The 26,226-nt window shown below is 63.3% G+C and carries 27 protein-coding genes; 19 read left to right on the forward strand and 8 right to left on the reverse strand.

From position 1 onward, the window contains the following. Positions 1-36: 36 nt before the first annotated feature. The 8 genes from PVW27_RS00530 to ureG are packed head-to-tail and all read left to right on the forward strand — an operon-like array spanning position 37 to position 5,363. Positions 37-996 (forward strand): urease accessory protein UreD, encoded by a 960-nt coding sequence (locus PVW27_RS00530; RefSeq protein ID WP_274554542.1) that lies wholly within the window; start codon positions 37-39, stop codon positions 994-996. A gap of 1 nt (position 997) precedes the next feature. Further along, positions 998-1,300, forward strand: a complete 303-nt coding sequence (locus PVW27_RS00535; RefSeq protein WP_274554543.1) for an urease subunit gamma — start codon at positions 998-1,000, stop codon at positions 1,298-1,300. 21 nt (positions 1,301-1,321) lie between these two features. Next, the gene (locus tag PVW27_RS00540) at positions 1,322-1,486 is read left to right on the forward strand and encodes a peptidase M23 (RefSeq protein WP_274554545.1); all 165 of its coding nucleotides are present in this window, start codon (positions 1,322-1,324) and stop codon (positions 1,484-1,486) included. Beyond that, on the forward strand, positions 1,483-1,788 hold the full coding sequence (locus PVW27_RS00545) for an urease subunit beta (RefSeq protein ID WP_274554787.1): 306 nt from the start codon (positions 1,483-1,485) through the stop codon (positions 1,786-1,788). Before PVW27_RS00540 ends, PVW27_RS00545 begins: the two co-directional genes overlap by 4 nt. A 38-nt stretch (positions 1,789-1,826) precedes the next feature. Beyond that, complete coding sequence (gene ureC / locus PVW27_RS00550) at positions 1,827-3,536, forward strand: urease subunit alpha (RefSeq protein WP_274554546.1); 1,710 nt, start codon at positions 1,827-1,829, stop codon at positions 3,534-3,536. A gap of 18 nt (positions 3,537-3,554) precedes the next feature. Further along, on the forward strand, positions 3,555-4,103 hold the full coding sequence (locus tag PVW27_RS00555) for an urease accessory protein UreE (RefSeq protein WP_274554547.1): 549 nt from the start codon (positions 3,555-3,557) through the stop codon (positions 4,101-4,103). After that, the gene (locus tag PVW27_RS00560; RefSeq protein ID WP_274554548.1) at positions 4,069-4,755 is read left to right on the forward strand and encodes an urease accessory protein UreF; all 687 of its coding nucleotides are present in this window, start codon (positions 4,069-4,071) and stop codon (positions 4,753-4,755) included. Before PVW27_RS00555 ends, PVW27_RS00560 begins: the two co-directional genes overlap by 35 nt. After that, a complete protein-coding gene (ureG, locus tag PVW27_RS00565; RefSeq protein ID WP_274554549.1) occupies positions 4,752-5,363 on the forward strand; it encodes an urease accessory protein UreG in 612 nt (203 codons plus the stop codon). The genes PVW27_RS00560 and ureG overlap by 4 nt, the downstream gene beginning before the upstream one ends. A gap of 72 nt (positions 5,364-5,435) precedes the next feature. Here the strand turns inward: ureG and PVW27_RS00570 are convergent, their stop codons facing one another. Next, on the reverse strand, positions 5,436-6,698 hold the full coding sequence (locus PVW27_RS00570; RefSeq protein ID WP_274554551.1) for a thiolase family protein: 1,263 nt from the start codon (positions 6,696-6,698) through the stop codon (positions 5,436-5,438). Between the two features lie 227 nt (positions 6,699-6,925). On the opposite strand from PVW27_RS00570, the gene dctP reads away from it, so the two are divergent. The 5 genes from dctP (at position 6,926) to PVW27_RS00595 (ending at position 12,152) form a co-directional block, all read left to right on the forward strand. Further along, positions 6,926-7,972: a TRAP transporter substrate-binding protein DctP gene (dctP, locus tag PVW27_RS00575; RefSeq protein ID WP_274554552.1), complete on the forward strand. Its 1,047-nt coding sequence runs from the start codon at positions 6,926-6,928 to the stop codon at positions 7,970-7,972. 74 nt (positions 7,973-8,046) lie between these two features. Then, positions 8,047-8,526 (forward strand): TRAP transporter small permease, encoded by a 480-nt coding sequence (locus tag PVW27_RS00580; RefSeq protein WP_274554553.1) that lies wholly within the window; start codon positions 8,047-8,049, stop codon positions 8,524-8,526. Then, positions 8,526-9,830, forward strand: coding sequence for a TRAP transporter large permease (locus tag PVW27_RS00585; protein WP_274554554.1), 1,305 nt, complete (start codon positions 8,526-8,528; stop codon positions 9,828-9,830). The genes PVW27_RS00580 and PVW27_RS00585 overlap by 1 nt, the downstream gene beginning before the upstream one ends. 13 nt (positions 9,831-9,843) lie before the next feature. Then, positions 9,844-11,397, forward strand: coding sequence for a class I adenylate-forming enzyme family protein (locus tag PVW27_RS00590; protein ID WP_274554555.1), 1,554 nt, complete (start codon positions 9,844-9,846; stop codon positions 11,395-11,397). 11 nt (positions 11,398-11,408) lie between these two features. Further along, the gene (locus PVW27_RS00595) at positions 11,409-12,152 is read left to right on the forward strand and encodes an SDR family NAD(P)-dependent oxidoreductase (protein WP_274554556.1); all 744 of its coding nucleotides are present in this window, start codon (positions 11,409-11,411) and stop codon (positions 12,150-12,152) included. Between the two features lie 4 nt (positions 12,153-12,156). Here the strand turns inward: PVW27_RS00595 and PVW27_RS00600 are convergent, their stop codons facing one another. The 4 genes from PVW27_RS00600 to PVW27_RS00615 form a co-directional block, all read right to left on the reverse strand. After that, positions 12,157-12,759 carry a glutathione S-transferase N-terminal domain-containing protein gene (locus PVW27_RS00600; protein WP_274554557.1) on the reverse strand — a complete coding sequence of 201 codons (603 nt, stop codon included), beginning with the start codon at positions 12,757-12,759 and terminating at the stop codon, positions 12,157-12,159. 12 nt (positions 12,760-12,771) lie between these two features. Beyond that, entirely contained in the window at positions 12,772-14,367 is a 1,596-nt protein-coding gene (locus tag PVW27_RS00605) for a TRAP transporter large permease (RefSeq protein ID WP_274554558.1), read from the reverse strand. After that, complete coding sequence (locus tag PVW27_RS00610; RefSeq protein ID WP_274554559.1) at positions 14,364-14,867, reverse strand: TRAP transporter small permease subunit; 504 nt, start codon at positions 14,865-14,867, stop codon at positions 14,364-14,366. The genes PVW27_RS00605 and PVW27_RS00610 overlap by 4 nt, the downstream gene beginning before the upstream one ends. Positions 14,868-14,934: 67 nt before the next feature. Beyond that, a complete protein-coding gene (locus PVW27_RS00615) occupies positions 14,935-16,026 on the reverse strand; it encodes a TRAP transporter substrate-binding protein (protein WP_274554560.1) in 1,092 nt (363 codons plus the stop codon). Between the two features lie 244 nt (positions 16,027-16,270). Here PVW27_RS00615 and PVW27_RS00620 point away from each other — a divergent pair, with 244 nt between their 5' ends. The 4 genes from PVW27_RS00620 (at position 16,271) to PVW27_RS00635 (ending at position 21,185) form a co-directional block, all read left to right on the forward strand. Continuing rightward, positions 16,271-17,500 carry a cytochrome P450 gene (locus PVW27_RS00620; RefSeq protein ID WP_274554562.1) on the forward strand — a complete coding sequence of 410 codons (1,230 nt, stop codon included), beginning with the start codon at positions 16,271-16,273 and terminating at the stop codon, positions 17,498-17,500. Positions 17,501-17,566: 66 nt separating this feature from the next. After that, positions 17,567-18,757, forward strand: a complete 1,191-nt coding sequence (locus PVW27_RS00625; protein WP_274554563.1) for a thiolase family protein — start codon at positions 17,567-17,569, stop codon at positions 18,755-18,757. Next, positions 18,754-20,379, forward strand: a complete 1,626-nt coding sequence (locus tag PVW27_RS00630) for an AMP-binding protein (protein ID WP_274554564.1) — start codon at positions 18,754-18,756, stop codon at positions 20,377-20,379. The genes PVW27_RS00625 and PVW27_RS00630 overlap by 4 nt, the downstream gene beginning before the upstream one ends. Next, positions 20,376-21,185: an enoyl-CoA hydratase/isomerase family protein gene (locus tag PVW27_RS00635; protein ID WP_274554565.1), complete on the forward strand. Its 810-nt coding sequence runs from the start codon at positions 20,376-20,378 to the stop codon at positions 21,183-21,185. The genes PVW27_RS00630 and PVW27_RS00635 overlap by 4 nt, the downstream gene beginning before the upstream one ends. Before the next feature lie 6 nt (positions 21,186-21,191). On the opposite strand, the gene PVW27_RS00640 is transcribed toward PVW27_RS00635, so the two are convergent. Further along, entirely contained in the window at positions 21,192-22,121 is a 930-nt protein-coding gene (locus PVW27_RS00640; protein WP_274554567.1) for a zinc-dependent alcohol dehydrogenase family protein, read from the reverse strand. A 172-nt stretch (positions 22,122-22,293) separates the two neighbouring features. Here PVW27_RS00640 and PVW27_RS00645 point away from each other — a divergent pair, with 172 nt between their 5' ends. Further along, on the forward strand, positions 22,294-22,914 hold the full coding sequence (locus PVW27_RS00645) for a TetR/AcrR family transcriptional regulator (protein ID WP_274554568.1): 621 nt from the start codon (positions 22,294-22,296) through the stop codon (positions 22,912-22,914). Here PVW27_RS00645 and PVW27_RS00650 read toward each other — a convergent pair whose 3' ends face one another. Then, complete coding sequence (locus PVW27_RS00650) at positions 22,915-24,045, reverse strand: acetoin utilization protein AcuC (RefSeq protein ID WP_274554569.1); 1,131 nt, start codon at positions 24,043-24,045, stop codon at positions 22,915-22,917. A 7-nt stretch (positions 24,046-24,052) separates the two neighbouring features. Then, complete coding sequence (locus PVW27_RS00655) at positions 24,053-24,613, reverse strand: glutathione peroxidase (protein WP_274554570.1); 561 nt, start codon at positions 24,611-24,613, stop codon at positions 24,053-24,055. A gap of 193 nt (positions 24,614-24,806) precedes the next feature. Here PVW27_RS00655 and PVW27_RS00660 point away from each other — a divergent pair, with 193 nt between their 5' ends. Beyond that, positions 24,807-26,210 carry an FAD-binding oxidoreductase gene (locus PVW27_RS00660; protein ID WP_274554572.1) on the forward strand — a complete coding sequence of 468 codons (1,404 nt, stop codon included), beginning with the start codon at positions 24,807-24,809 and terminating at the stop codon, positions 26,208-26,210. Positions 26,211-26,226: the final 16 nt, after the last annotated feature.

Below are 26,226 nucleotides of genomic sequence, written 5' to 3' on the forward strand. Positions count from 1 at the left end.
ATCAGCCGGATACGCGATGGAAATGCAGGTCGGCGGATGTTTCCCGCCCATCTCCCCCGCCATGATCACGTGGCGCTGCCCGGCTCTGGGGCTTTCTTCAAGGCGCGCGATGGGTCAACGCAGCCGGGGGAGGCGATCATTCTGGATGCAGCGCAGGTCTTGCCGCTCGACGGTCCGACCCGGGCCCAGCGCGCCATCGGCACGTTGCTGTTGCACAGCAAGGCGCAGGTCAGCAGCGGCGCTCCGGTTCTTGACGACCTGCGCCATGCCGGATGCCTGAAGGCGCTGTTTCCGCGAGGCCCGGCGGATCGACTGAGTGCCGTCATCGTCAACACGTCAGGTGGGGTCACGGGCGGCGACGACCTGCGAATCGAGGGGCACGTGGGTGTGGACAGCCGTCTGAGCCTGACATCGCAGGCGGCTGAACGGATTTACCGCGCCAGCGGGATTGAGCCCGCGCGCGTCACCACAAGGATCATTGTGGCCGCAGGGGGCCGACTGGATTGGCTGCCGCAGGAAACGATCCTCTTCGACGCCGCCCGGCTGGATCGGCGTTTGCGTGTCGATCTGGCCGCGGATGCGCGCTGCCTTCTGGTCGAGACACTGGTTTTCGGTCGAAAGGCCATGGGCGAGCGCGTGCGCGCCTTGCACCTCTCCGACCGGATCGAGGTCTGGCGAGACGGCGCGCCGCTTTTCATCGACAGGATGCGCCTTGCAGGAGATGCGGCTGATCTATTGGCACGCCGTGCCACTGGTGCCGGTGCCGTGGCGATGGCCAGCGTGCTTTTCGCAACCCCTGAGGACAGCCCCGAGGCCGCCGCACATCTGGACCGCCTGCGCCAGGATTTGCCCGCCGGGGCTGGCGCATCGCTGATCCGTCCGGGCCTCCTGTTTCTGCGCCTGACGGCATCAGACAGTTTCAACCTGCGCCGCAGGCTGCTGCCCCTCTTGGCACAGCTGAATGACGGCCCCCTGCCCCGCACATGGATGATCTGAGATGAACCTGACCCCCCGCGAAAAAGACAAGCTGCTGATCGCGATGGCCGCCGAGGTGGCGCGCAAACGTCTGGCGCGCGGCGTCAAGCTGAACCACCCCGAGGCGATTGCCCTGATCACCGACACGGTGGTCGAAGGGGCGCGCGATGGGCGGTCCGTGGCCGACATGATGCAAGCAGGCGCACAGGTGATCACCCGCGCCGATTGCATGGAGGGCGTGCCCGAGATGATCCACGAGGTTCAGGTCGAGGCGACCTTCCCTGATGGCACCAAGCTGGTGACCGTCCACAATCCGATCCGCTGATTTTCGCAAGGAGCCCAACTGATGAAACGAATGATCCTGATAGCCGCCACCCTCTGGGCCACGCCACTTCTGGCGCATGACGGGATGCATCTGCATCCTCATGCCGATCACCCGGCGTGGTCGCTGATCGTGCTGGCATCGGCTGTGGTGGGTGCTGCGGCCTATCTTGCATGGCGGCGCAGATGATCCCCGGCGAGCTGTTTCCCGCATCCAGTGATCTGACCCTGAACGCCGGGCGCGAGGCCATTACGCTGATGGTCGCCAATACCGGCGACCGCCCGGTACAGGTGGGCAGTCATTACCATTTCGCCGAAACGAATCCGGCGCTGGACTTTGACCGCGTGGCTGCGCGCGGGATGCGGCTGGACATCGCCGCCGGCACCGCCGTGCGGTTCGAACCCGGTCAGCGGCGCGAGGTGCAATTGATCCCCTATGCCGGGGACCGGATCGTGCAGGGCTTCAATCAGGCGGTGATGGGGCCGCTCTAGGCCCTGCCGCGCATATCATTCGTCAAAGGATCGTTCCGATGCCCGTCAAGATTTCCCGCCCCGACTATGCCGCGATGTATGGCCCGACCACGGGCGACAGGCTACGGCTGGCCGATACCGATCTGATCATCGAGGTGGAGCGCGACCTGACGATCTATGGCGAAGAGGTCAAGTTCGGCGGCGGCAAGGTGATCCGCGACGGGATGGGGCAGTCTCAGATGACGCGCGCAGGCGGGGCGGTGGATACGGTCATCACCAATGCGCTGATCGTGGACTGGACCGGGATTTATAAGGCGGATGTCGGCCTGCGGGACGGGCGTATCCATGCCATCGGCAAGGCAGGCAACCCTGATACGCAACCGGGTGTCACGATCGTCGTGGGACCGGGAACCGAGGTGATCGCGGGCGAAGGGCGCATCCTGACGGCGGGCGGGTTTGACAGCCATATCCACTACATCTGCCCGCAGCAGATGGAGGATGCGCTGCATTCCGGCGTGACCACGATGCTGGGTGGCGGCACTGGTCCCGCGCATGGCACGCTGGCCACGACAGTTACGCCCGGGCCGTGGCACATGGCGCGGATGTTGCAGGCGGCGGATGCCTTTCCGATGAATCTTGCCTTCGCGGGCAAGGGCAATGCCTCGCGTCCCGCAGCGCTGGAGGAGCAGATACTGGCGGGTGCCTGTGCGCTGAAACTGCACGAGGATTGGGGCACTACGCCTGCGGCCATAGATTGCTGCCTGTCCGTCGCGGATGCCATGGATGTGCAGGTGATGATCCACACCGATACGCTGAATGAAAGCGGTTTTGTGGAACATACCGTGGCGGCGCTGAAGGGGCGCACGATCCACGCATTTCACACCGAAGGCGCGGGGGGCGGTCATGCTCCCGACATCATCAAGATCTGCGGGCTGCCGCATGTCCTGCCCTCATCCACCAATCCGACGCGGCCCTTCACCGTCAATACGGTTGACGAGCATCTGGACATGCTGATGGTCTGTCATCACCTCGACAAGTCTATCCCCGAAGACGTGGCCTTTGCCGAAAGCCGTATCCGGCGCGAGACGATTGCCGCCGAAGATATCCTGCATGACATGGGGGCGTTCTCGATCATCGCGAGCGACAGTCAGGCGATGGGGCGTGTGGGCGAGGTGCTGATCCGCACATGGCAGACCGCCGACAAGATGCGCAAGCAGCGCGGACGCCTGCCCGAGGAGACGGGCGAGAACGACAATTTCCGCGTGCGCCGCTATATCGCCAAATACACGATCAACCCGGCCATCGCGCATGGGATCTCGGCGCATATCGGCAGTATCGAGCTAGGCAAGCGCGCCGATCTGGTGCTGTGGAACCCGGCCTTCTTTGGCGTGAAACCCGAGATGGTCCTGATGGCGGGCAGCATCGTGCTTGCGCAGATGGGCGACCCCAATGCCTCGATCCCCACGCCGCAGCCGGTCTATTCCCGGCCGATGTTCGGGGCGTATGGCCGCGCTCTGGAGCATACGGCGGTGACCTTCGTGTCCGAGGCGGCGCAGGCTGACGGGATACGCGGCAAGCTGGGTCTGGCGAAACAGACCTTGGCGGTGACCAACACGCGCCGGATCGGCAAGGCGGATCTGAAGCTGAACACGGCAACGCCGCATATCGAGGTGAACCCCGAAACCTATGAGGTGCGCGCGGATGGCGAATTGCTGACCTGCGAGCCTGCAACCGTGCTGCCGATGGCGCAGCGCTATTTCCTGTATTGATCCCGAAAGGCCGATCCGATGTCCCTGCCTCATGCCCATCATCTGACCCGTGCGGCCGATATCCCTGCTGCTGATGATCACTGCTTGCTGACCTACGACGCGCGGTTTCTCCGGCGCAAACGGCTTGAGACGGTGACGGGTGTGCCCTTTCTGATCGATCTGGCGCAGACTGTCTCGGTGGATCAAGGCGATGGGTTCATCCTGTCGGATGGCCGTGTGATCGCGGTCCAGGCCGCCGCCGAGGCGCTGCTGGAAGTGCGCGGGGCCGATTTGGTGCGGCTGGCCTGGCATATCGGCAACCGCCACACTCCCTGCCAGATCGAGGGGGATCGCCTGCTGATCCAGCGGGATAAGGTCATGCGCGACATGCTGGCCCTGCTGGGGGCCGAGGTGGTTGAGGTAACGGAACCCTTTACCCCCGAAGGTGGCGCATACGGACTTGGCCGCACCCATGGGCATCATCATGGCGATGCACAGGGGAACCCGGTGGTGAAGCATGCGCATGATCACGGGCACGCGCATGAACATGAGCATGAGCATCACCACCATCAGAGGCATGAGCACTGAGATGACCCCGACACCGCACCTCGTCACTTTGATGCAATGGCTCTCTCCGTCCTATCCGGTGGGTGGGTTCAGCTATTCGCATGGGCTGGAATGGGCCGTGGCGGCCGGGGACGTGACGGAAGCGGCAGGGTTTCAGGCCTGGCTGGCGGATGTGCTGGAATATGGCACCGGGCGCAACGATGCGATCCTTCTGGCCGCAGCGTACCGCGCAGAGGATGCGGCCACCCTTGCCCATGTGGACGCCGTAGCCCGCGCGCTTGCTCCCTCGTCCGAGCGCTTGCTGGAGACGACAGCACAGGGCGCGGCCTTCGTGCGCACGACCGCTGAGATCTGGGACATGGACCTGCCGGCCCTATGCTATCCCGTGGCGGTGGGGCGCGCGGCGGCACTGATCGGGGTGGGGCTGGAACAGGTCCTGCCGCTTTACCTGCACGGCTTCGCATCGAACCTGACCGGGGCGGCGATGCGGCTGGTGCCTTTGGGCCAGACCGAGGGACAGCGCGTTCTGGCGGCGATGACGCCGCTGTGCGATCTGCTGGCGCAAGAGGCACTGGCAGGTGCGGGGCTGGATGATCTGGGCGGCTGCACGGTGATGGCCGATATCGCCGCGATGAAACATGAAACCCAATATACAAGGCTGTTCAGATCATGACATCACCCCATGGCCCCTTGCGGATCGGCATCGGTGGACCTGTTGGCGCGGGCAAGACTACGCTGACCGCTGCCCTATGCCGTGCCTTGCGCGACGATTATTCCGTGGGGGCGATCACGAATGACATCTACACCCAAGAGGATGCCGAGGCGCTGATGCGGATGCAGGTTCTGCCGCTGGACCGGATCATCGGGGTCGAAACCGGCGGCTGCCCGCATACGGCGATCCGCGAGGACGCCTCGATCAACCTTGCTGCCGTGGCCGAGATGCGCGCGCGCCACCCCGAGGTTGAGGTGGTGCTGATCGAAAGCGGCGGGGACAATTTGTCGGCGACCTTCAGCCCGGAACTGGCGGATCTGACGATCTATGTGATCGACGTGGCGGCGGGCGAGGAAATCCCGCGCAAGGGTGGGCCAGCCATTACACGGTCGGACATTCTGGTGATCAACAAGACCGATCTGGCCCCGCATGTCGGGGCGTCGCTGGAGGTCATGCAGCGCGATGCGACGCGGATGCGCGGCGAGCGGCCTTTCGTCTTTGCCGCCCTGCGCAAGGGCGAGGGGCTGGAGGATGTGATCGGCCTGATCAAGACGATCGGGGGGCTTTGATCCAGAACCCGATCGCCGGTCGAGAGGTCGGAGCCTCCGGCGGGGATATTTTCGGCAAGTAGATACTGCCCGTCAGGCGCCTTTTGGGGCCTCGAGCAGGATGACGGAGCAGGCGGCCTCGTCAAAGCCGATGACACCGCCGCCGTTTTCGGCCAAGGCGATACGGGCGCGTTTGGCTTGCCGCGCGCCGGCCTCTTGGCGCAGTTGCAGGGTCAGTTCATGGATCATCGACAAGCCGGTGGCACCGACCGGATGACCCTTCGAGACCAGCCCACCCGACAGGTTGATGGGCAGGCGCCCCCCCAATGCCGTCGCCCCGGATTCGATCAGGTCGCCGCCTTTTCCGTCATCGCAGAAGCCCAGCATTTCGGCCTGGAATATCTCGCAGAAGGATGTGGCGTCATGCACCTCGGCCAGATCCACGTCTGCGGGGGTCAGGCCGGAGGCGGCATAGGCCTTCTGCGCGGCGACGCGGGACAGGCCCGGCTCGTCCGGCGCGCGATACTTGCCGCCCGTCAGCACAGAGGCGCGCACCTTGACCGCGCGGGCCTGCACATCGGCAGGCTGGGCACGCAGGAAATCCCCGGAACACAGGATCGCCGCCGCGGCGCCATCGCCGATGGGCGCGCACATGGAGCGGGTCAGCGGATAGGAGATCGGGCGATCCGCCAGAACGTCCTCCACAGGCACCTCGAAACGATACTGCGCCTTGGGGTTCAACGATCCGTGGTGATGGTTCTTTGATGCGGCGATCGCGATCTGGCGCTGTGTTGTGCCGTATTTGCGCATATGCCACGCGGCCTGCATGGCATAGGTGTCCATGAAGACCGTGCCACCACCGGCCTTGGCACCGAAAGGCTTGCCCGCCTCGGCCCCGCGTGCTGCGTAATAGACGTGCCATTCCTCGGGGTCGAGCTGGTCGATGCCGCCGTCGAAGATTTCCTGCGTGCGGGCGGCGTCGCCGGGAAAGAATGTCTTTTCCACACCGATGGCCAGCGACACCTCGGCCTGGCCGGACAGGATATCCTTCCACGCCCCATGAAAAGCCATGGAGGCGGTCGCGCAGCCGCCTTCCACATTGATCATGCCGACGCGTTCGGGAAACAGCCCCTCGCGCACCAAAGGCGTGAAGCAGACCTGCCCCCTGATATTGCGCTGCCCGAAGGTGCCCATGCCGCAATTGCCGAACCAGCCCATCTCGATATCCGCGCCGGTCTCCAGCCCTGCATCGGCGAGCGCCTCAAGATAGGCCTCACGCGTCAGGTCCTTGAAGCCGATCTCGGGCCGCTTGCCGAAGGCGGTGCAAGAAGTGCCGATGACATAGACGTCGCGCATGGGTGATCCTTCCGGTCGATCTCAGACAGCGTGCCAAACAATCATTTGATTTATGTCATGGAAAAATGTCCGCATCAAGATGGCGTTCGCGTCATTCACTTGCACAGAAGGCTTGAGCAAACAGTTGTTTGGCGATACCAAACCAACAAGGACCAGTGCTGCACCACCGAGGAATGATGCAGTCATTGCCGCCGAAAGATCAACCAACGATCAGGGAGGACGTTGAAATGAAAGCAGTTTTCAAGACCATTGTCGTGACAGGCGCCATGTCGGGCCTGCTGGCGGGATTCGCGGGCGGGGCCATGGCACAGGACTATCCGTCGCTGTCGCTGCGGATGGCGCATCCGCTGCCCGAGACATGGCCCGCCGCTGAATGGGATGGTTGGTGGGCCGAGGAAGTGGAGCGGCGGTCAGGGGGAAAGATCCAGATCGAGGTGTTCTGGGCCGGGCAGATCGGCGGGCTGACCGAGATCAAGTCGCTCGTGTCAACCGGCGCGGTCGATATGGGTGTCTTTGCTCAGGCGGTTCACGCCGAGGAATTGCCGCTCACCGCAGTTTCCGCAGGCTTGCTGAACCGCGTGTCCGCCACGCCAGCCGTGGCTGATGAACTGGCGCGCGAGATGTATGCGACAGCGCCAATCAGCGAAGAACTGGCCGCGCAGAACCTGCATGTCCTGAAATGGACCGTGCCGTCGACCTATACCCTGCAGTGCAACAAGCCGGTGAACAGCACGGCCGATCTTGCCGGTCTGCGCGTGCGCGCGGTGGGCGGCGCCTATGTGCCGATCTGGATGGAAACCTTCGGGATGGTGCCGACGCGGGTGCAGGCTACTGAAGTGCGCGAGGGGCTGACCCGCGGCACGCTGGATTGCAACTTCGGGCCGATCGAATGGGCGACATTCTCGGGGTTTGAAACGGCCGCCCCGTATTGGTCGGACATCAACACTGGCAGTTTCACCACGTTCCAGCTCTATGTGTCAAAAACCGCATGGGACGGCTTTCCGCAAGAGGTGCGCGATCTGATGACAGAGGTCGCGGCAGAGGCGATGGCCAAGGATCAGGCTGCGCTGGAAGGGGTGGCTGCCAAGGCCGTCGAGGCCTACAAGGCCGCTGGCGGGCAGATCGTGAACCTGTCCGATATGGACGCGCTGGTGGCAAAATCGCCAGACATGATCAGCGTCTGGGAAGAGCGGATGACCGCTGCCGGCATGGGTGACAAGATCGCACCGCTTGTGGGTCCGATGCGGGAAGCGCAGACGTCTTTCCAGAACTGATCTGCAGAGTCGACAGGCGGGCGGCAGGTTCCTGACTTGCCGCCCGCTTGCAACCAGATGCAGGGGAGCTGTCCATGCTGTTTGAACGGATCGCAAGCGGGATTGCCGCCATCGCCTTGGCCATGGTGATGCTGGTGGGCGTGATAGATATCGTGGCGGGAGAGTTTCTGGGTGTATTTCTGGCCTTCAAGGTTGACATGTCCGGCACCTTGACGGCTGCGGCCATTTTCCTTGCCTGGCCACTGGTCCAATCACGCAACGAACACATCAATGTAGACCTTTTCAGCGGGATATTCCCGCGCTGGAGCGTTATTCCACGCGAGATTATTGCAAAGCTGGCAGGGTTCATCGTCTTTGCCCTGATCGCGCGAGGCACCTGGGTTCTGGCGTTGGACAGTCTTGCCATACGCGAGAAATCGGCCGCAACGCTGGGTTATCCGATCTGGCCCGCAAAGCTGGCCTGCGCGGTGGGGGCCAGCCTGGTGTTGCTGGTCATCACGCTGCAACTGATCCGGCTGATCCGGGATGCGATATCCGGCAAGGAGCCTGTGTGATGGGCGGTCTTGAGACAGGTCTGATCGCCTTCGCGGCGCTTCTTGCGTTGCTGGCTATGGGTGTCCCTGTGGCTTTTGCTCTGGGATTGGTGGCCGCAGCGGGCATGTATCTGACCGTAGGCGTCACGTTCCTTTACACGACATTCCAGACCACGCCCTATACGCTGACCAGCGATTACACTTTTGTCGTTGTGCCCATGTTCGTGCTGATGGGTGGGATCGCCGGGCGCGCGGGTATCATCGCGGATTTGTACACGGCCGCGCATTACATGCTGGACCGGATCAAGGGCAGCCTGCTGATGGCGACGATCATCGCGCAGGCGGGCTTTGCGGCGGCTTCCGGTTCGACCGTCGTCGCATCCAGTGTGTTCACCCGCATGGCCCTGCCCGAGATGCTGAAATTCGGCTACAATGGCGGGATTGCGGGCGGTTGCATCGCGGCGGCGGGCACGCTGGCGGGGTTGATCCCGCCCTCCATCGCGATGGTGCTTTACGCGATGCTGACGACGCAGCCGGTGGGCGAATTGCTGATCGCGGGCATTATCCCCGGCGGTCTGACAGCCGTGGCCTATATGGTCGGCGTGCGTGTCATGCTGATTTTCCGGCCAGAATGGGCACCACCGTCAAAACTGACGATCACATGGGGGATGCGGGGCCGCGCCCTGGCGAAGGTCTGGAGTGTGCTTTTGCTGATGACGCTTGTCATGGGCGGTATCTACGCAGGCTATTATCCGCCTTCGGCAGCTGGGGCAGTCGGCGCCGCAGGCGCTTTGGTGATCGCGCTCTCGATGCGGCGGATCGGCGGGCGCGAGGTCTGGGAGGCGCTGCTGGAAGCGGCCCGCATCTCGGCCATGATCTTTGCCATTGTCATTGCGGGGTTGATCTTCAGCCGCTTTCTTCTGATCAGCGGTTTCATCGGCGAGGTGCGCGCCTTCGTCATCGCCAGCGAACTGGGTGTCACCGGCTTTCTGATCGCCACCATCGCCATCTTCCTGATCCTTGGGATGTTCATCGACTCTGTCTCGCTTCTAGTGATCGCGGTGCCATTCCTCTACCCGATCTCGCAAGCGCTGGGGATCGACCCGATCTGGTTCGCCGTGATCATCATCAAGTTGATCGAGATCGCCGCCATCACGCCGCCCGTGGGGCTTAACCTCTATGCCGTGCTGGCAGCGGCCAACGGCGCGCTGAAACCGGGTGAGTTGTTTCGGGGGATCACCCCCTTCATCTTGATCGAATTCGTGGTGCTGGGCCTGCTGATCGCCTTTCCGGCGCTGATCACATGGCTGCCCAAGACAATGTAAGAAGGACAAGGACATGACCGAAGTGCTGGATCAGCCATTCGTGAACATCAGCGACATGCTGGCGCAACACGGGCGCTTCAAGGCGCGGCGTCTGGCTGTGGTCTGTGGCGAAGTGCGCCGGACCTGGGGCGACTTCGACGCAGGCATCAGCCGGGTGGCGCATGCCCTGATCGCCGACGGACTGCAGCGCGGGGACCGGGTGGCGGTGCTGATGGACAACTCGGTGGACATGCTGGAGGTCGTCTTTGGCGTGATCCGCGCGGGCGGCTGTGCAGTGCCGCTGTCTGGCCTGCTGACGGGCGAGCAGATGGCCGGGCTGATCACCGACAGCCGCGCCACCCGCGCCTTCGCCAGCAGCGGGTTCCGCGAGCGGTTGGAGGGTGTGCGCAGCGGATTGGAGCAAGTCACGCTTTGGGTCGGTTTCGGTTTTGACGGTGCGGGATGGACGACGCTTGCCGATTTCACCGCAGGCCAACCCACCGCCCTGCCCGGCATACGCCACCGTCCTGGGGATGATCTGAACATCATCTATTCCTCGGGCACCACGGGCCTGCCCAAGGGGATCGTGCAGACCCATGCCGCGCGGTTGCATTTCGCCTTTTCCAACGCGATCGAGCTGGGCATCACCTCGGATGCGCGCACGCTGACCACGACCTCGCTCTATTCCAACGGGACATGGATCGTGATGCTGCCCACGCTTTTTGCGGGGGGCACGCTGCATGTCATGCCATCCTTCGATCCGGCGGGGTTTCTGGACACGGTCAAGCGCGAGCGGATCACCCATAGCTTCATGGTGCCCGCGCAGTTCATCATGATCCTGGATCATCCCGCGATGGCGGGGGCGGATACGTCGTCGCTGCAAAAGGTGCTGTGCGCGGGATCACCCTTGCGGCGGGATGTGAAGAAGAAGGTCCTGGAACGCCTGACACCGGGGTTATGCGAGCTTTACGGGTTTTCCGAAGGCTTCGCCGCGATCCTGAAGCCGGGCGAGACGGATGACAAATTCGCCACCGTCGGCACGCCGGTGATGGGGTTCGACATGCGCGTGATCGACGAAGAGGGGCGTGAATGCCCGCCCGGTCAGCCGGGCGAGATCGTGGGTTACGGCGCGGGCATGCTGCGCGAATATAACGGCCAGCCGGAACTGACCGAGGCGCTGATCTGGCGCGACGCACATGGGCGCACCTTCATCCGGTCCGGCGATGTGGGCATGCTGGACGAGGACGGCTATCTGACGATCATCGACCGCAAGAAGGACATGATCATCTCGGGCGGCTTCAACGTCTTTCCCACAGATGTCGAGGCTGTCGTGGGCCAGCACCCGAATGTGGCCGATGTCTGCGTGATCGGCGTGCCCCATGACAAATGGGGCGAGACTTGTCTGGCCCTTGTGATCCCGCGCGGCGATGCCGACCCCGCCGCGATCAAGGATTGGGCGAATGAGCGGCTGGCGAAATACCAGCGGCTTCACGCGGTGGAGCTGCGGCAGGATTTTCCCCGCAACGCGTTGGGCAAGGTGCTCAAGCGCCTGCTCCGCGACCCCTATTGGAGCGAGGCGAAGATATGAAGAGTGCAGGAATGGCCGCCGTCGTAACCGGCGCAGGCTCGGGTCTGGGCGAGGCTGTGGCGCGGCGTCTGGCAGCCGATGGCGCGCGGGTGGCGGTGATGGACCGCGACGCGGCAGCCGCGCAGCGCGTGGCCAGTGATATAGGCGGAATCGCCATTGCCTGCGACGTGACCGATGCGGCCGGGATGGAAGCGGGCTTTGCACAGGCCCGGGCCGCTCATGGCCCTGCGCGCATCTGTGTGGCCTGCGCGGGCGTCGGCCCGTCGCGCAAGATCCTGTCACGGGACGGGGATCCCATGCCGCTGGAGGCTTTTGACAGCGTGCTGTCCGTGAACCTGAGCGGGACTTTCAATACCTTGCGCCTTGCCTCCGCCGAGATGGCAAAGGCAGACGCGCTGGAAGGGGGCGAGCGTGGCGTGATCGTCACGACAGCCTCGGTCGCGGGGTATGAAGGGCAGGTCGGTCAAGCCGCCTATGCCGCCTCGAAAGCAGGAGTGATGGGCCTGACTTTGCCAGCCTCGCGCGAACTGGCGCGTCATGGGATCCGGGTCGCCTGCATAGCACCGGGGGTTTTCGGCACACCGATGTTCTATACCGTAGAGCCAGAATGGCGAAAATCCATCACCGACGGCGTGCCCTTCCCCAAGCGCGAGGGCCAGCCTGCGGAATTCGCCGATATGGTGGCGTTCATCATCGGCAACCAGATGGTGAACGGAACGACCTTCCGCCTTGACGGAGCGGTCAGGCTGGCCTGAGGAATTACGCCTCGCGCGGCATCGTGGTGTCGAGCGAGGTGCGCCCTGCCTGCCGCTTGCGCCATGCGGCCAGCGCGGGGCGCGCGCCCAGCCAATCCTTGTCGGGGAAACGGAAAGCGGCGTAATCCAGCGCCGTGGCCGTCGCGATGGCGGCCATATCCGGGCTGTCGGCCAGATCGCGGGGCGGTGCCTTCTCAAGCCGATCGAAAGCCGCATTGATCGTGCGAAACCGTTTCTGGCCGATCGTATTCGTATCGAAATCCGGGGCCGATTTGCGCGTGATGATGATCGCCGCCATCACGTCAATCGCCCCCAGCGCCGCCCCCGCCTGACGGAGCATCAGCGCCAGATCATTCTGCGGGAACAGCGGCGGTTCCGGTGCCACATGGTCCAGCCAATGCAGAACCATCGCGCTTTCCGAGAGTCCCGTGCCATCATCCGTGATCAGCGAAGGCACCCGCTCATGCGCATTGCTGCCAACAAAACCAGGATCGCCACCCCAAGGGTCGATCACACGGACCTCGACCCTGTCGGCCAGCCCCTTTTCGATCACTGCGATACGCGCCAGCCTTGCGAAAGGCGAAGTCAGATTGGTGAAGAGAATCATCGAAACACTCCGTCAGTTGCCCAGCATCCACGTGGGTAGTCCCGTCGCGAGAACCGGGAAGACCGCGACCAGCATCAAGGCCACAAGCTGCAAGCCGATATAGGGCACCGCCCCCCGCCAGATCTGTGTCGTCTTCACGCTGGCAGGGGCTGCGGCGCGCAAATAGAACAAGGCGAAACCGAAAGGTGGCGTCAGAAAGGACGTTTGCAGGTTCATCGCGATCATCACACCCAGCCAGACGGGGTCAGCCCCCATCATGATCAGCACAGGGCACAGGATGGGCACAAGGATGAAGATGATCTCAAGGAAATCCAGAAAGAACCCCAGTAGGAACATCAACAGCATCGTGAAGATCATCGCGCCCATCAGCCCGCCGGGCAGCCCCTCCAGCAGGTGCTTGATGGTTTCCTCGCCGCCCAGTCCACGGAACACCAGAGTGAAGAGTGTGGCCCCGATCAAAACGGTGAAGATCATCGCAGTGATCCGCGCCGTGCGGAAGGTGACGTCCATCAGCGCGCCATCGCGGAATGTCACCCAAAGGGCAGTCGCAACCGAGATACAGATCAGCAAGAGCAAAGCGGCAGCGGCACGGATCGCCCAAAGCTCGGCCGGGGCCGTATCGGTGCGGCCTACACGCAGGTCGAATACTGCCAGCAACGCAAGAATACCGATAGCCGCGAACAGGCCTGCCGCCAGAACGACCCGCAGGTGCGGCGCGGCACGCCACGCAGCCAGAAGGATCGCGCCGACAGCCCCGACCCCTGCGGCCTCGGTCGGTGTCGCCACGCCTCCCAGGATCGACCCCAGAACGGCCACGATCAGCAAAAGCGGTGCCACAAGTGCGCGCAGGAACAGCGCGATGTCGGATTCGCCACTGGCACCGCCGACCTCCTCCAATGCGCGCGGCGGCAGAGGCGGGGCCACTTGCGGGCGGCGCCATGTCAGCAGCAACTGGTAGATGATGTAGCAGCCGACCAGCGCCAGACCGGGCAGCAACGCGCCCGCGAACAGGTCGGCCACACCCACCGACCGGCCCGTCGGATTGCCGCTGATGAGATTGGCTTGCTGATTGGCCAGGGTCAGGAAATCACCCAGAAACACCAGAACGATGGAAGGCGGGATGATTTGCCCCAAGGTTCCAGAGGCACAGATCGCGCCGCAAGCCGCAACCGGATCGTAACCGTTCTTGAGCATCACCGGCAGCGCGAGCAGGCCCATCGTCACCACGGTCGCCCCAACGATGCCGGTCGAGGCCGCCATCAATGCGCCCACCACTGTCGTGGCGATCAAAAGACCGCCGGGCCGCGTTCCGAACAGACGCGCCATCGCGGTCAGCATGTCCTCGGCCAGACGGCAGCGTTCCAGAACGAGCCCCATGAAGATGAACAATGGTGCCGCGACCAAGACCGAGTTGTTGAGGATCGCCCAAACCCGCTGCGGCAGGAAATTCAGTTGCGCCCAACGAAAGACGCCGACCTCGGCCCCGAGCCAAGCAAAACCAAGCGCGACACCAGCCAGAGTGAAAGCCACGGGAAACCCGAACATCATCAGGATGATGGCCGCTCCGAACAGAGCCACATCCAGATGGGCCGCCAGAAAGTCGATCATCCACGCCCCCCGATCACCTTCTGCAAGGCCCTCAGCAGAAAGGACAGGCCCGCAACAGCCAGAACGACGACAAAGACCAACAAGGCGGTTTTCAGAAGCCAGACATAGGGGATACCCGAGATTTCCATCGAGCCTTCCCGAATATTCCATGACCTTTGAACATAAGGGAGCGAACGGTCCCACATGAGCCACAGGAACGGCCCCATCAAAACGGTCGCGCCGACAAGGTCGATCAATCCCTGAAACCGGGCGGGCAGAGCCGCATACAGGATGTCGACACGCACATGTTCATTCGTGGTCAGGGTCCATCCGGCCAGTCCGGCCATCACCAGCACGAAGCAATAGATCACGGATTCATAGAGCCACACCGATCCATAACCAAAGACATAGCGCAGCAGCGCATTGGCAAAGACCAGAAGGACCATCGGAATGACAAGCACGGCCACCAGCTTGGCAAAGCCGATGGTGATGCGGTCCAGAAAGCGGATGACGGGGTCCATGGCAACCTTTCGGGACAGAACAGGCGGCAGCAAGAGTTGCCGCCGCCCTGAGGAATTTACACCGTTTTCAAAGCGCCGCGAATTGCCGTGCGCGTGACGCGAAGAAGGGTGCCTCGGTCTTGACGGAATATTCCAGTGCCATTTTGAAATAGTCCATATAGCTGTCGTGCACTTCCTTGCCGCGCTCGTCCACCGTGGCCAGTTCCGCCACCACCTCGGCCGAAGTCTTGGCCAGCGCGTCGATCACGTCGTCGGGGAAAGCGCGCACATCGACCTTGTGCTCGTTCAGCAGGGTCTGGAAGAACATCGCGTTGTTATAGGCCCATTCGCCCACGTTGATCGAATTCGCCGCCTCGATCGCGCGCTGCACGGCAGCCTTGTGCTGATCCGACAGACTGTCCCAGACTTCCGCGTTCAGGCCGATCTCACCGGCCGAGTTCACCTCTTGCCAGCCGGGGGCGTAATAGAACTTGGTCACCTGATGGAAGCCCGAAGATGTGTCCAGCCAAGGCCCCTGCAATTCGGTGGCATCAATGGTGCCAGCCTGCAGGGCGGGAAAAATCTCCTGCGCGGGGATCAGCACGGCATTGGCGCCGACACGGCGCATCACCTCGCCGCCCAGACCGGGCAGGCGGATGGTCAGGCCGCGGAAGTCGTCCAGATTGTTGACTTCCTTGTTGAACCATCCTGCCATTTGCAGGCCGGTCTGGCCGCAAGTGAAGGGAACGACGTTGAACAGTTCGCGGAAATGCTTTTGCTGCAATTCCTGTCCACCGCCATGATACATCCAGCCCAGATGTTCAGTGGCGGTGAAGCCGAAGGGCACCTGCGCGAAGAAAACCGAAGGTTGCCACTGCCCCGCCAGATAAACGGGGGTGGAATGATAACAATCCGCCGCACCTGACCCCACCGCATCGAACACCTCGAATGCAGCCACAAGCTCACCTGCGGCAGCGACTTCGACGGTCAATTCGCCATTCGTCAACTCGCCCACATATTTGGCGAAATTATAGGCGATCGAGGCCAGGCCCGGAAAGTTGTGCGGCCAGCTCATCACCATCTGAAGCTTGCGATTACCTTGTGCGATTGCGGGTGCCGCCAGGGCCGCCGCTGGTGCGGCTGCGGCCGCCATCACGAAATTTCTGCGGTTCAGTGCCATGTTTTTCCTCCCCACATGACATGTTTCGGGCGCTTTGCGCCCTTCAAGCCGTCAGGGATCCTGCCCTGCACGGCTGGCAACTCGTCCTCCCCGACGCGCCATGTCTGGACAATGCGAAAAGCCGATGTAATAGTCAAGCAAACGATTGCTTGGTAAATAATCTGACGATAGACAGGCGAAACTTTGAGCCGACGCCGCAACCCTGTGGCGAATCGACCAAGGTGGCAGACTTGGGAGGATACCTGTGAACAATCCGTTGAAATCTGCGCTCCCGCAGTATGACCCGACGCTTCCGCATGTTGTCCGGGATCCCTACCCCGCACTTCTGGCGTTGCAGGAACACGACCCCGCCCATTGGAGCCCCAAACTCAAGGCATGGGTGCTGACCCGCTATGACGATGTTAAGTCAGCGCTGACCTCGGCGGACATGTCAGTGGATCGGATCAAGCCATTCTACGAAAGCCTGCCGGCACAGGAGCAGTCGGCCCTCAGCGAGTTGATGCGCTATCTGACACTCTGGCTGGTGTTCCGCGATCCGCCTGAACACACGCGCCTGCGGCAATTGATGGGGCGCGCCTTCACCATGCGCGCGGTCGAGGTCCTGCGCCCCGGTGTCGAAGAAATCTGCGATATCCTGGCCGACCGCCTGCCGCGTGGGCAGCCCTTCGATTTCGTCAATGATTTCGCCATGCAACTACCTGCCATGGTGATCATGGATCTGCTGGGTGTGCCGCGCGAACATATGTTCCACCTCAAGTCCTGTTCGGACAGGATGCAGCTTTTCATCGGCTCGGCCCGCAATGCACCGTACAAATACGAACGTGCCGCCGAAGGCGCGCATGAAATGGCAACCCTGTTCCGTGGGCTGATTGCAGAACGCCGGGCAGAGCCGCGTGATGATCTGATCTCGGCCTTCATCGCCGCACGCGAAGCCGATGACGAAATGACCGAGGACGAACTGGTCGCCGCCTGCATGCTGGTGATGTTTGGCGGGCATGAGACCACCGCAAACCTGCTTGCGGGCGGGATGGCCAAATTCATCACCAACCCCGAGGCCGCCCGCCTTCTGGCCGACAGGCCGGAACTGGCGAAGTCGGCGGTCGAGGAATGTCTCCGGCTGGACGGCCCGTCGGGGTCAATGGCAAGGCTGGTGGCGGTCGAGCATGAGTTGCACGGCAAGACCCTGCGACCCGGAGAGCGTGTCTTTGCCATGATCAACACCGCCAATCAGGACCCGTCGATGTTCGAGAAGGCGCAGTATTTCGATATCGAACGAAAACCGAACCGCCATCTGACCTTTGGCTATGGGGTGCATTTCTGCATGGGGGCGGCTCTTGCCCGTCTTGAGGGAGAGGTGACCTTTCCGCGCCTTGTGCAACGGCTGCCCAAGCTGAAACTTGCGGCAGAGCCGATCGACTGGCACGCGACGATCATCATGCGCGGGCCGCGCGTGATGCCGGTAGAACTGGGTTGACGACAACGGACCGACGCAGACACCACTCACGGAAGCGGCGTCCCCTTTCATTCAAGGAACAGAACCATGACCGACACAGTCATCGCAGGGGGTATCCGCAGCGCGCTCGGCGCGTTCGACGGCGCACTTAGCGGGATCGAGATGACAGACCTTGCCGCCACGGTGGCCGCTGGCTGCATCGAAAGGGCCGGGATCACCGCCAGCGAGGTGGATCACATCGTGCTGGCGTCGACTGTGCCCTCGGGGCGGGACAGCCTGTTCGGCGCGCGCGTTGTGGGGTTGAAAGCGGGCTTGCCCGAATCCTCGGGCGCACTTGCCGTGGTGCGGGCCTGTGCCTCGGGTCTGCAAGCGATCCTTTCGGCCACACAGCAGGTGGATAGCGGCCATTCGCGGCTGGCCATCGCGGGCGGGGCCGAAAGCTATTCCCGTGTTCCCCATGCCATCACTACCCTGCGCGGCGGCGTCAAGCGCGGCCCGACCGTGGTCGAGGACATGCTTGACTGGGCCTATCGTTGCCCCTTCAGTCAGGAATACATGGGCGAAACGGCTGAAAATCTGGCCGAGGACTTTGGGCTGACCCGCGCCGCGATGGACGACTGGGGCGTTCTGAGCCAGCAGCGCGCGTTGGCGGCGCAAGCTTCGGGGTTTCTGGCACGGCAGATCATGGGCGTTTCGGTGGCTGATCCGGCGGCTGGCAAAGGGGTGACCCGCATCTTCGATACTGATGAATGCGTACGCGCGGATGCGACGCAGGAAAAGCTGGCCCGTCTGCGCCCGGCTTTTCGCGAAGGGGGAAAGGTCACGGCGGGCAATGCCTCGACCGTGAATGATGCGGCGGCTTTCGTTCTGGTGGGTGACCGTTCCACGCTGGAGGGCAAGGGGATTGCGCCGCGCGCCCGCATCGTGGATTGGACCGTCGTCGGCGTGCCCCCCCGCATCATGGGCCACGGCCCGGTGCCTGCGATCCGCGCGCTGCTGGACAAGCAGGGCTTGCGCATGGCCGATATCGACTATGTCGAGATCAACGAAGCGTTTGCCGCCGTCAATATCCATGCCGAGGGGCAGTTGGGCATCCCGCGCGAGATCCACAACCTCTATGGCGGCGGGATCAGTCTGGGCCATCCGCCCGGCGTCACCGGCGTGCGCATGTGCCTGACCGCGATGCAACACCTTGAGGACACCGGCGGGCGCCGCGCGATCCTGTCGATGTGTCTTGGTGCCGGACAAGGCATGGCCATGCTGATCGAGAGGGTATGATGCAATCCCTCTATGACGCCCTGTCACGGATCGTCTCGGAACACGGAAATCGCCCGTTCCTGTGTGTGCCACCGCGCGCGGGCCGCCCTTATTTGCCTGAGGGGACCGAGATCAGCTTTGCTGGCATGCTGGGGGCAGTCGATACCCTTGCCGAGGCATGGGCCAAGGCTGGGTGGGGGCCTGGTCACCGCGTCGCGCTGGCGCTGGACAATCACCCTGCGCATGTGATGCATTTTCTGGCCCTCAACCGCTTGGGTGTATCGCAAGTCCCTGTCAATCCTTACTATCTGCGGCACGAGATGGCGTATCTTCTGGATCATTCCGAGGTGGACGCTGCTGTCAGCCTGCCGTGGAACCGCGACAAGATCACCGATGTGGCTGATATCCCCGTGGTGGGCTGGGACGATGCCAGCACCCCCACCGGTTTCGTGCCACCCGTTGCCCCGCGCGCTGCACTGGATCATGTTCCTGACCTGCATACGGAAATCGCGCTGATCTACACCTCTGGCACGACCTCGCGGCCCAAGGGGGCGATCATCGACAATGACTATGCCTTCGCCGTGGGCAGGGTCTATGCGGAACATGGCGGCGCCCTGACAGTGCGGGATGGGATGGAACGCATCTTCATCCCTCTACCCTATTTCCATGTGAACGCGGGCATCAACACCATCGCCATGGCGCTGCTCAAGGGCGTTTGCCTGATCGTGCCCGACCGTTTTCACGCTGAAACGTGGTGGGATGATCTGGCCGCCACCCGCGCGACGGCGATTCACTATCTGGGAATCATTCCGCCCGTACTGATGAAGGCACCGCCCAGCGCGCGCGACCGCAGCCATGGTCTGCGCTATGGGCTTGGCGCCGGGCTGGACCCGGCGATCCATCGTGCGTTCGAGGAGCGGTTCAACCTGCCCATGGTCGAGGTCTGGGGCATGACCGAGACAGGCCGGTTCCTGGCCGATTGTCACGCCCCCCGTCAGATCGACACCCGCGCCTTTGGCCGCCCCTTGCCGGATCACCTGCTGGCCAAGGTGGTGGACGACCAAGGGGCCGAAGTGCCGCGCGGTGTGGCGGGCGAGTTGGTCGTGCGCGCCCCCGGCCCCGATCCGCGACAGGGTTTCTTCAAAGGCTATCTCAAGAACGACCAAGCGACCGAAGAGGCATGGCGCGACGGTTGGTTCCACACCGGCGACGTGGTGATGCAGACCGAGGACGGGATGCTGATGTTCGTCGAGCGCGCCAAGAACATCATCCGCCGTTCCGGCGAGAATATCTCGGCCGCCGAGGTCGAGAATGCGTTGATTGATTGCCCCGCCGTGGGTGCGGTCGCCGTGATCGCCGTGCCCGATGCCATGCGCGACGAAGAGGTGTTTGCCGCCATCGTCCCAGCCCAAGGCCATACGGGCGATCTTGCCACGGCTGAAGCGGTTCTGGATTTCGCCCGCGAGAAGATCGCCTATTACAAATTGCCGGGCTGGATCGTGTTCCGCGACGCTCTGCCGGTCACAGGCACACAGAAGGTGCAAAAACACCGCCTGTATCCCGATGGCGTGGACCCTTGCGCCGATCCTGCGGCCATCGACCTGCGCGAGGCGAAGGCGAACATCCGAAAGGCACGCACATGAGCGGACCCGACACAGGCACAGTCCATGTATCCATAGCAGGCGCGATCGCGGTGATCCGCTTTGCAAATCCTCCCGAAGGGTTCATGGACGAAGGGACCGAAGCCGGGCTGACCGCTGCGATAGATCAGGTGGAGGCGGACGAATCCGTCCGTGCCGTGATCCTGACGGGCGCTCAGGATGGCGCGTTCATCCGGCATTACGATGTCCGGGTGCTTGAGGCGCGATCCCGTGCACTGGCTGCGCGCGGGATGGTGTTCAGCCCCGACCGCCCGGTGCCCGAGCCTGCGCTGCATCGCAACATGCGCCGGATCGAAAGCAGCGCGAAGCCCTATATCGCGGCTATCAACGGCACCGCGATGGGAGGCGGCTACGAACTGGCGCTGGCCTGCGATATCCGGCTGGCACAGGCAGGAAATTACCCAATCGGCTTGCCGGAAGTGAACTTGGGCATCCTGCCCGGTGCCGGAGGGACGCAACGTCTGCCTCTTCTGGTCGGTCAGGCGCGTGCCTTGGAGTATTGCCTGACCGGCCGGACGTTTCAGCCGCATGAGGCCGCCGCGGCAGGCCTTGTGAACGCCTGCGTGCAGGGCGCGGTGCTGGATCATGCGCTGGACATGGCCAGGCAGATGGTGGCGAAACCGCCCTTGGCGCTGGCCCATATCAAGCGTCTGATCCGGGGAACCACGCCTGACCCGGACCGGTTGGCGATGGAGCGCACGCTGTTCTGCGACCTGATGGTGAAGCCGGACGCCATTGAACTCATGGCCCGGATGAACTGCAATGGCGGCGATATCCGCGAGCCTTAAAACCGCTCAGCCGGTATAGAAGCGGGTGGTCATCAGAACCTTGCCGTCCCGCCCTTCGCGGGCGGCATGGGCCACGGCTTCTGCGGCCTTGCCGATCGGGTAGCGCGCATCGACTTTGGCGCCGATCCTCCCCTCGTCCAGCCATATCACAAGCTGGCCGTATACCTGCTTGATCCGCGACGGCCCTGCCTTGGCGAACCATGACGCCAGCCAGAAGCCGCGCAGGGTCAGGCCGCGAAACACCAGATCATGGGCGCTGAGGCGCGGACTTTCCCCGGACAGCAAACCATAGTTGACCACCGTGCCCCCATCGGCCACGCAGGCCGCCAAACGCTCGGTTGCGGCCCCGCCAATCGCGTCCAGCCCCAGACGGGCCTTTGCCCCTCCGGGCAACGACAGTACTGCCCGCGTGCCGTCATCGACAATGACCACCTCGGCCCCCAGATCGCGCAGCGCCTGCGCCGCGGCCGCGCGCCGCACCACACAGGCCACGCGCAAGCCTAGCGCATGGCCCACCTTGACCACATTCTGCCCCACGGCGGAATTTGCGGCATTCATGATCACCCAGTCGCCTGCCCGCATCGGGATGATATCCTCCAGCATCACCAGCGCCGTCGCCGGATTGGCCTTCAGCATCGCGGCCTGATCCAGATCGACGGATGCCGCCAAAGGCACCACATGACGCGCGGGTAAGGTGATCTGTTCAACCCATGTATTGCCGGGCATCGGCATCACGATATCACCGACCTTCAAAGCCACATCTTCACCCACCGCGCTGATGCGCCCTACGCCTTCGCTGCCGGGGATGAAGGGCGCGGGTGGGCGCACACCATAGCGGCCTTCCAGCATCAGAAGATCGGCAGGATTGATCGTCACGACCAGCAGATCGACCGTCACCTCGCCCGGTCCCGGTTTGGGCGGGGCAGATTTTGTCACAACCACAATGTCCTTCAGACCATTTCCTGTTGCTTCAACGGCGTGGATCGTGTTCTCGGTCAAGTTGCACCTATTTTTTGTGGACAGGTTAACAATCGTTCGTTTGTCCGCTATATCGACCTGAACCGCCCTTTCCTGCAACCCCCATTCCGGCACAAGACAAGTACCCAGTATGACAGACGCCCAGACAAACACCCAGACCACAGGTCAGACCCCTACCAATCGCCGCGAGGAGTTGCTGGATCGCGCGGGCGAACTCATGGCGGCCAAAGGCTATGACGGCACCTCCATGCGCGACATCGCCAGCGCCGTAGGGATGCTGCCGGGTTCGCTCTATTATCATTTCGATTCAAAGGAGTCGCTGTTTCTGGCGCTGCACCAGCGTGTGGTCGCCGTGATGGAAGCGCGGGTCCGCGCCGCATTGACCGAGGCGGATCAAGCTGGCCTTGGCCCTTGGGACCGGCTTGAGGCTGCGGCTACCGCCCATCTGGAAGGGCTGATCGAGACGGGCAACCTTGTCGCCATCGTCTCGCCCGAGTTTCTGGGCGAGCGCGAGGGAATCAGCGCCGCGATTCGGGCAGAACGTCGGCGCTACGAGCAGATATTCCGCGATATGTTCAGCGGCCTGACCTTGCCACAGGGTGTGGATCGCACCTTGCTGCGGCTGCATCTGTTCGGAGCGCTGAACTGGGCTCCGATCTGGTTCGACACGGCGAAGGGTCATGATGCGCGCACCGTCGCGCGTCAGATCATGGCTGTGTTTCGGACTGCCTATGAAGGCAAAGCCGGCTGATCACACTGTCGCCTTCAGCCGTGCGGTCACTTGGTCAACCCGTGCCCGCACCCTCTCATCAACAGGACCGCTGCGTGGCGTGTCACGCAGCGTGGTGAACCAGTGTTCAGGAGGGGTCCGCCCCCGCCGGTTACCGCGCCAGATCAGCGCGCGCAGCACGGCCTCAGCCTCGGATGGAAGGTGGTCAGGTATCTCCTGTCCGGTCAACGTGGCCCAGACCCCCGTCCAGGCCCGCCCCACGGACCAGGGGTTATAGCCGCCGCCGCCCAACACGAGGTAGCGGTCCGACAACGGGCGCAACGCGGCCACGACGGACCACAGCGCTGTATTGGTCAGCATCAGGCGGGATTGCGGATCCTCGGCCACGGCGTCGGCCCCGCATTGCAGGACGATGGCATCCGGGCGGAAGTCGGCCACGGCAGGCAGGATCAGCCGATCAAGGATCAATGCCATGTCGCTATCATGCACTCCCTTGGGCAGGGGCAGGTTGAAGACGTTGCCCACGCCCGCATCTTCCAACGCGCCGGTGCGGGGCCAACGGTTTTCTTCATGTGTCGAGACCAGCAAGATCTCGGCGTCGCTGCGAAACGCATGATCCACCCCATCACAGTGATGCGCGTCGATATCGACATAGGCGATGCGGCGCATCCCCTGACGGCGCAGCGACAGGATCGCCAGAACAGGATCGTTGAAATAGCAAAACCCGTTGGCATGGTCGGGCATCCCGTGATGGGTGCCCCCTGCCGGGGCATAGACCACACCGGGCCGGGCCAGCAACTCGCCCGCCAGAAGCGCACCGCCCGCTGATGTGGCTGGCCTGCGGAACACCTCGGGGAAGACGGGATTGGCGTGGGTACCGATGTTGTGGCGGGCGCGCACCGCCTCGGACACAGCGCCGTCGGCCTCGGCCTGTTGCAGCGCCGCGATATAGGCCGGGTCGTGCCAGACTGACAGGGCCGCAGGCTTGGCCCGGGGGCTGCTGATGTATTGCGCGGGCGGCAGCCAGCCCAAGGCGCGCGACAGGTCCATCACGGTGGAAACGCGCGGCACCCGCAACGGGTGCCAGTCGCCATAGCTGGAGCCGCGATAGATTTCCGACCCGATGAAGACAGGACGCACGTCGTCAGGCATGGGCCAGTCAGCCCTTGACCAGCATCGCCTCGATCAGGCTGGTGATCTGGCCGGACAGCGGCTTGACCGGGGCACCATAGGTGCCTGCAACCGATCCATCAGGGGCCAGCAAAACCTTGTTGAAATTCCAACCCGGCGTGAAATCCGCCGATTGTGCGAGCCACTGGTAGAAAGGGTGTGCGCCGGCACCTTTCACATGGGTTATGGTTGTCATCGGCATGTCGATCCCGAAATTCATCTCGCAGAAGTCAGCCACCGCTTCATTCGTGGACAATTCCTGCCGAAAGTCATTGGACGGGACGGCCAGAACCACCAGACCCTGCTCACGGTAGCGGTCATACAACGCCTGCAGATCGTCGAACTGGTTCACATAGCCACAGCGGGACGCCGTGTTCACCACCAGAACGGGCTGTCCCCGCCAGTCGTCAAGGGACAAGGTTCCCCCGTCTATCGAGTCGAAGACAAACGGGCCACGCGCCTGCGCCGGATAGGTCAGGATCAGAGAAGCAACCGCCAGCAGCATGCTTAGCAGAATGGCTGGATAGGCTTTCTGAAGAAATGTCATCATCTTGGACTCCCGCGTCTGGCGGCAGGGACGATGCCCTGCTGCCTTGCGCACATAGGTGTTCCAGCGACGGTGTCCAGTGCCGCAAAGGCAATCGGCAAGGTGTCGCGGAGCTTGCGGGACAGGCACGGCTTGCCTTCACCCGCGCTTCTGCCTCAGATGGCGACGCAGATGCCGGATAGAGGAGGAGAGCGGGATGCAGGACAGGCTGGAAGAGATCGTGGGCAAGGCCAATGTGGTGCAGGGCAGCGATCTGGCGCGCTGGTCGCGTGACTGGACCGGTGTCTACACCTGGACCCCGCTGGCCGTCGTGCGCCCCGGATCGACCGCAGAGGTCGCCGCAATCCTGCGACTGGCCAATGAGACGGGCACCGCCGTCGTGCCGGTGTCTGGCAATACCGGGCTGGCGGGCGGCACAAAGGCCGAGGGCGCCATCATGCTGTCACTGGACCGGATGAACCGCATCCGCGAGGTGCGGCCTGCCGCGCGCATCGCCATTGTCGAGGCGGGGGTGATCCTGTCCAGCCTGCATGAGGCGGCGGATGCCCATGGCATGATCTTTCCACTGACCTTTGGCGCGCGCGGATCGGCCATGGTGGGCGGTTTCCTGTCCACCAATGCGGGCGGGTCCAACGTGCTGCGCTATGGCAACACGCGCGATTTGTGTCTGGGGCTGGAAGTTGTCCTGCCCACGGGCGAGGTGATGGATCTGATGAGCGAACTGCACAAGGACAACTCGGGCTACAACCTGAAACACCTGATGATCGGAGCAGAGGGCACGCTGGGCATCATTACCGCCGCCGTGCTGAAACTGGCACCGAAACCGCGCGCCTATGCAACGGCCATGGTGGCGGCCCCCTCGCTGGATCAGGCGCTGGTGTTGCTGAACCGGCTGCAAGAGGCGACAGGCGGCGGGGTCGAGGCGTTCGAGTATATGCCGCGCGCCTATGTCGAGGGGCATCTGGACAAGTTCCCCGGCGCCAAGCCGCCTTTTGACCAGATGCATGACGTCAATATCCTTGTCGAGGTGGGCGCCACCGCCCCGCGTGACTGCACACCGGGGCCGGACGGGCGCGTGCCCGTGGCCGTGCATCTGGAAGAGGTGCTAGAAGGCATGTTCGAGGAGGGCATGATCCTGGACGCGGTCGTGGCCCAGTCACAGGCCCAGCGCGCCGAGATGTGGCAGCGCCGCGAGGCAGCCGCCGAGATAGCTCTGACCCGGCGGCCCATCGTGAACAACGATGTGGCTGTGCCGCTGGACAAGGTCGCGGTGTTCCTGTCGCGCATCCATGACCGGCTGGCGGGGCTGGATGCGGGGGCGAAGGAATTGACCGTGTCGCATCTGGGGGACGGGAACGTGCATTACACAGTCTGGCCGGTGTCTCAGGACCCCGCCGTGCATGATGCGATCATGGAAGCGGTCGAGGATGTGGTGCTGGATCTGGGCGGCAGTTTCTCGGCCGAGCACGGGATCGGCACGTCGAAACTGCCCTCGATGGCGCGACGCAAGAACAAGGTGGCACTTGCCGCCATGCGCGCGATCAAGGGGGCGCTTGATCCGAAAGGCATCCTCAATCCCGGCAAGGTGCTGCCAGACTGACAGATGCGCCTCCGGC

Origin of the sequence: Seohaeicola sp. 4SK31, from assembly GCF_028802875.1 — a bacterium.
In the GTDB taxonomy this organism is placed as follows: domain Bacteria; phylum Pseudomonadota; class Alphaproteobacteria; order Rhodobacterales; family Rhodobacteraceae; genus Seohaeicola.

What these genes read in the sequence shown, in the direction of transcription:
- PVW27_RS00530 (WP_274554542.1), top strand. Translation starts at nt 37, where the DNA reads ATGTTTCCCGCCCATCTCCCCCGCCATGATCACGTGGCGCTGCCCGGC.
- PVW27_RS00535 (WP_274554543.1), top strand. Translation starts at nt 998, where the DNA reads ATGAACCTGACCCCCCGCGAAAAAGACAAGCTGCTGATCGCGATGGCC.
- PVW27_RS00540 (WP_274554545.1), top strand. Translation starts at nt 1,322, where the DNA reads ATGAAACGAATGATCCTGATAGCCGCCACCCTCTGGGCCACGCCACTT.
- PVW27_RS00545 (WP_274554787.1), top strand. Translation starts at nt 1,483, where the DNA reads ATGATCCCCGGCGAGCTGTTTCCCGCATCCAGTGATCTGACCCTGAAC.
- ureC (WP_274554546.1), top strand. Translation starts at nt 1,827, where the DNA reads ATGCCCGTCAAGATTTCCCGCCCCGACTATGCCGCGATGTATGGCCCG.
- PVW27_RS00555 (WP_274554547.1), top strand. Translation starts at nt 3,555, where the DNA reads ATGTCCCTGCCTCATGCCCATCATCTGACCCGTGCGGCCGATATCCCT.
- PVW27_RS00560 (WP_274554548.1), top strand. Translation starts at nt 4,069, where the DNA reads ATGAGCATCACCACCATCAGAGGCATGAGCACTGAGATGACCCCGACA.
- ureG (WP_274554549.1), top strand. Translation starts at nt 4,752, where the DNA reads ATGACATCACCCCATGGCCCCTTGCGGATCGGCATCGGTGGACCTGTT.
- PVW27_RS00570 (WP_274554551.1), bottom strand. Translation starts at nt 6,698, where the DNA reads ATGCGCGACGTCTATGTCATCGGCACTTCTTGCACCGCCTTCGGCAAG.
- dctP (WP_274554552.1), top strand. Translation starts at nt 6,926, where the DNA reads ATGAAAGCAGTTTTCAAGACCATTGTCGTGACAGGCGCCATGTCGGGC.
- PVW27_RS00580 (WP_274554553.1), top strand. Translation starts at nt 8,047, where the DNA reads ATGCTGTTTGAACGGATCGCAAGCGGGATTGCCGCCATCGCCTTGGCC.
- PVW27_RS00585 (WP_274554554.1), top strand. Translation starts at nt 8,526, where the DNA reads ATGGGCGGTCTTGAGACAGGTCTGATCGCCTTCGCGGCGCTTCTTGCG.
- PVW27_RS00590 (WP_274554555.1), top strand. Translation starts at nt 9,844, where the DNA reads ATGACCGAAGTGCTGGATCAGCCATTCGTGAACATCAGCGACATGCTG.
- PVW27_RS00595 (WP_274554556.1), top strand. Translation starts at nt 11,409, where the DNA reads ATGGCCGCCGTCGTAACCGGCGCAGGCTCGGGTCTGGGCGAGGCTGTG.
- PVW27_RS00600 (WP_274554557.1), bottom strand. Translation starts at nt 12,759, where the DNA reads ATGATTCTCTTCACCAATCTGACTTCGCCTTTCGCAAGGCTGGCGCGT.
- PVW27_RS00605 (WP_274554558.1), bottom strand. Translation starts at nt 14,367, where the DNA reads ATGATCGACTTTCTGGCGGCCCATCTGGATGTGGCTCTGTTCGGAGCG.
- PVW27_RS00610 (WP_274554559.1), bottom strand. Translation starts at nt 14,867, where the DNA reads ATGGACCCCGTCATCCGCTTTCTGGACCGCATCACCATCGGCTTTGCC.
- PVW27_RS00615 (WP_274554560.1), bottom strand. Translation starts at nt 16,026, where the DNA reads ATGGCACTGAACCGCAGAAATTTCGTGATGGCGGCCGCAGCCGCACCA.
- PVW27_RS00625 (WP_274554563.1), top strand. Translation starts at nt 17,567, where the DNA reads ATGACCGACACAGTCATCGCAGGGGGTATCCGCAGCGCGCTCGGCGCG.
- PVW27_RS00630 (WP_274554564.1), top strand. Translation starts at nt 18,754, where the DNA reads ATGATGCAATCCCTCTATGACGCCCTGTCACGGATCGTCTCGGAACAC.
- PVW27_RS00635 (WP_274554565.1), top strand. Translation starts at nt 20,376, where the DNA reads ATGAGCGGACCCGACACAGGCACAGTCCATGTATCCATAGCAGGCGCG.
- PVW27_RS00645 (WP_274554568.1), top strand. Translation starts at nt 22,294, where the DNA reads ATGACAGACGCCCAGACAAACACCCAGACCACAGGTCAGACCCCTACC.
- PVW27_RS00650 (WP_274554569.1), bottom strand. Translation starts at nt 24,045, where the DNA reads ATGCCTGACGACGTGCGTCCTGTCTTCATCGGGTCGGAAATCTATCGC.
- PVW27_RS00655 (WP_274554570.1), bottom strand. Translation starts at nt 24,613, where the DNA reads ATGATGACATTTCTTCAGAAAGCCTATCCAGCCATTCTGCTAAGCATG.
- PVW27_RS00660 (WP_274554572.1), top strand. Translation starts at nt 24,807, where the DNA reads ATGCAGGACAGGCTGGAAGAGATCGTGGGCAAGGCCAATGTGGTGCAG.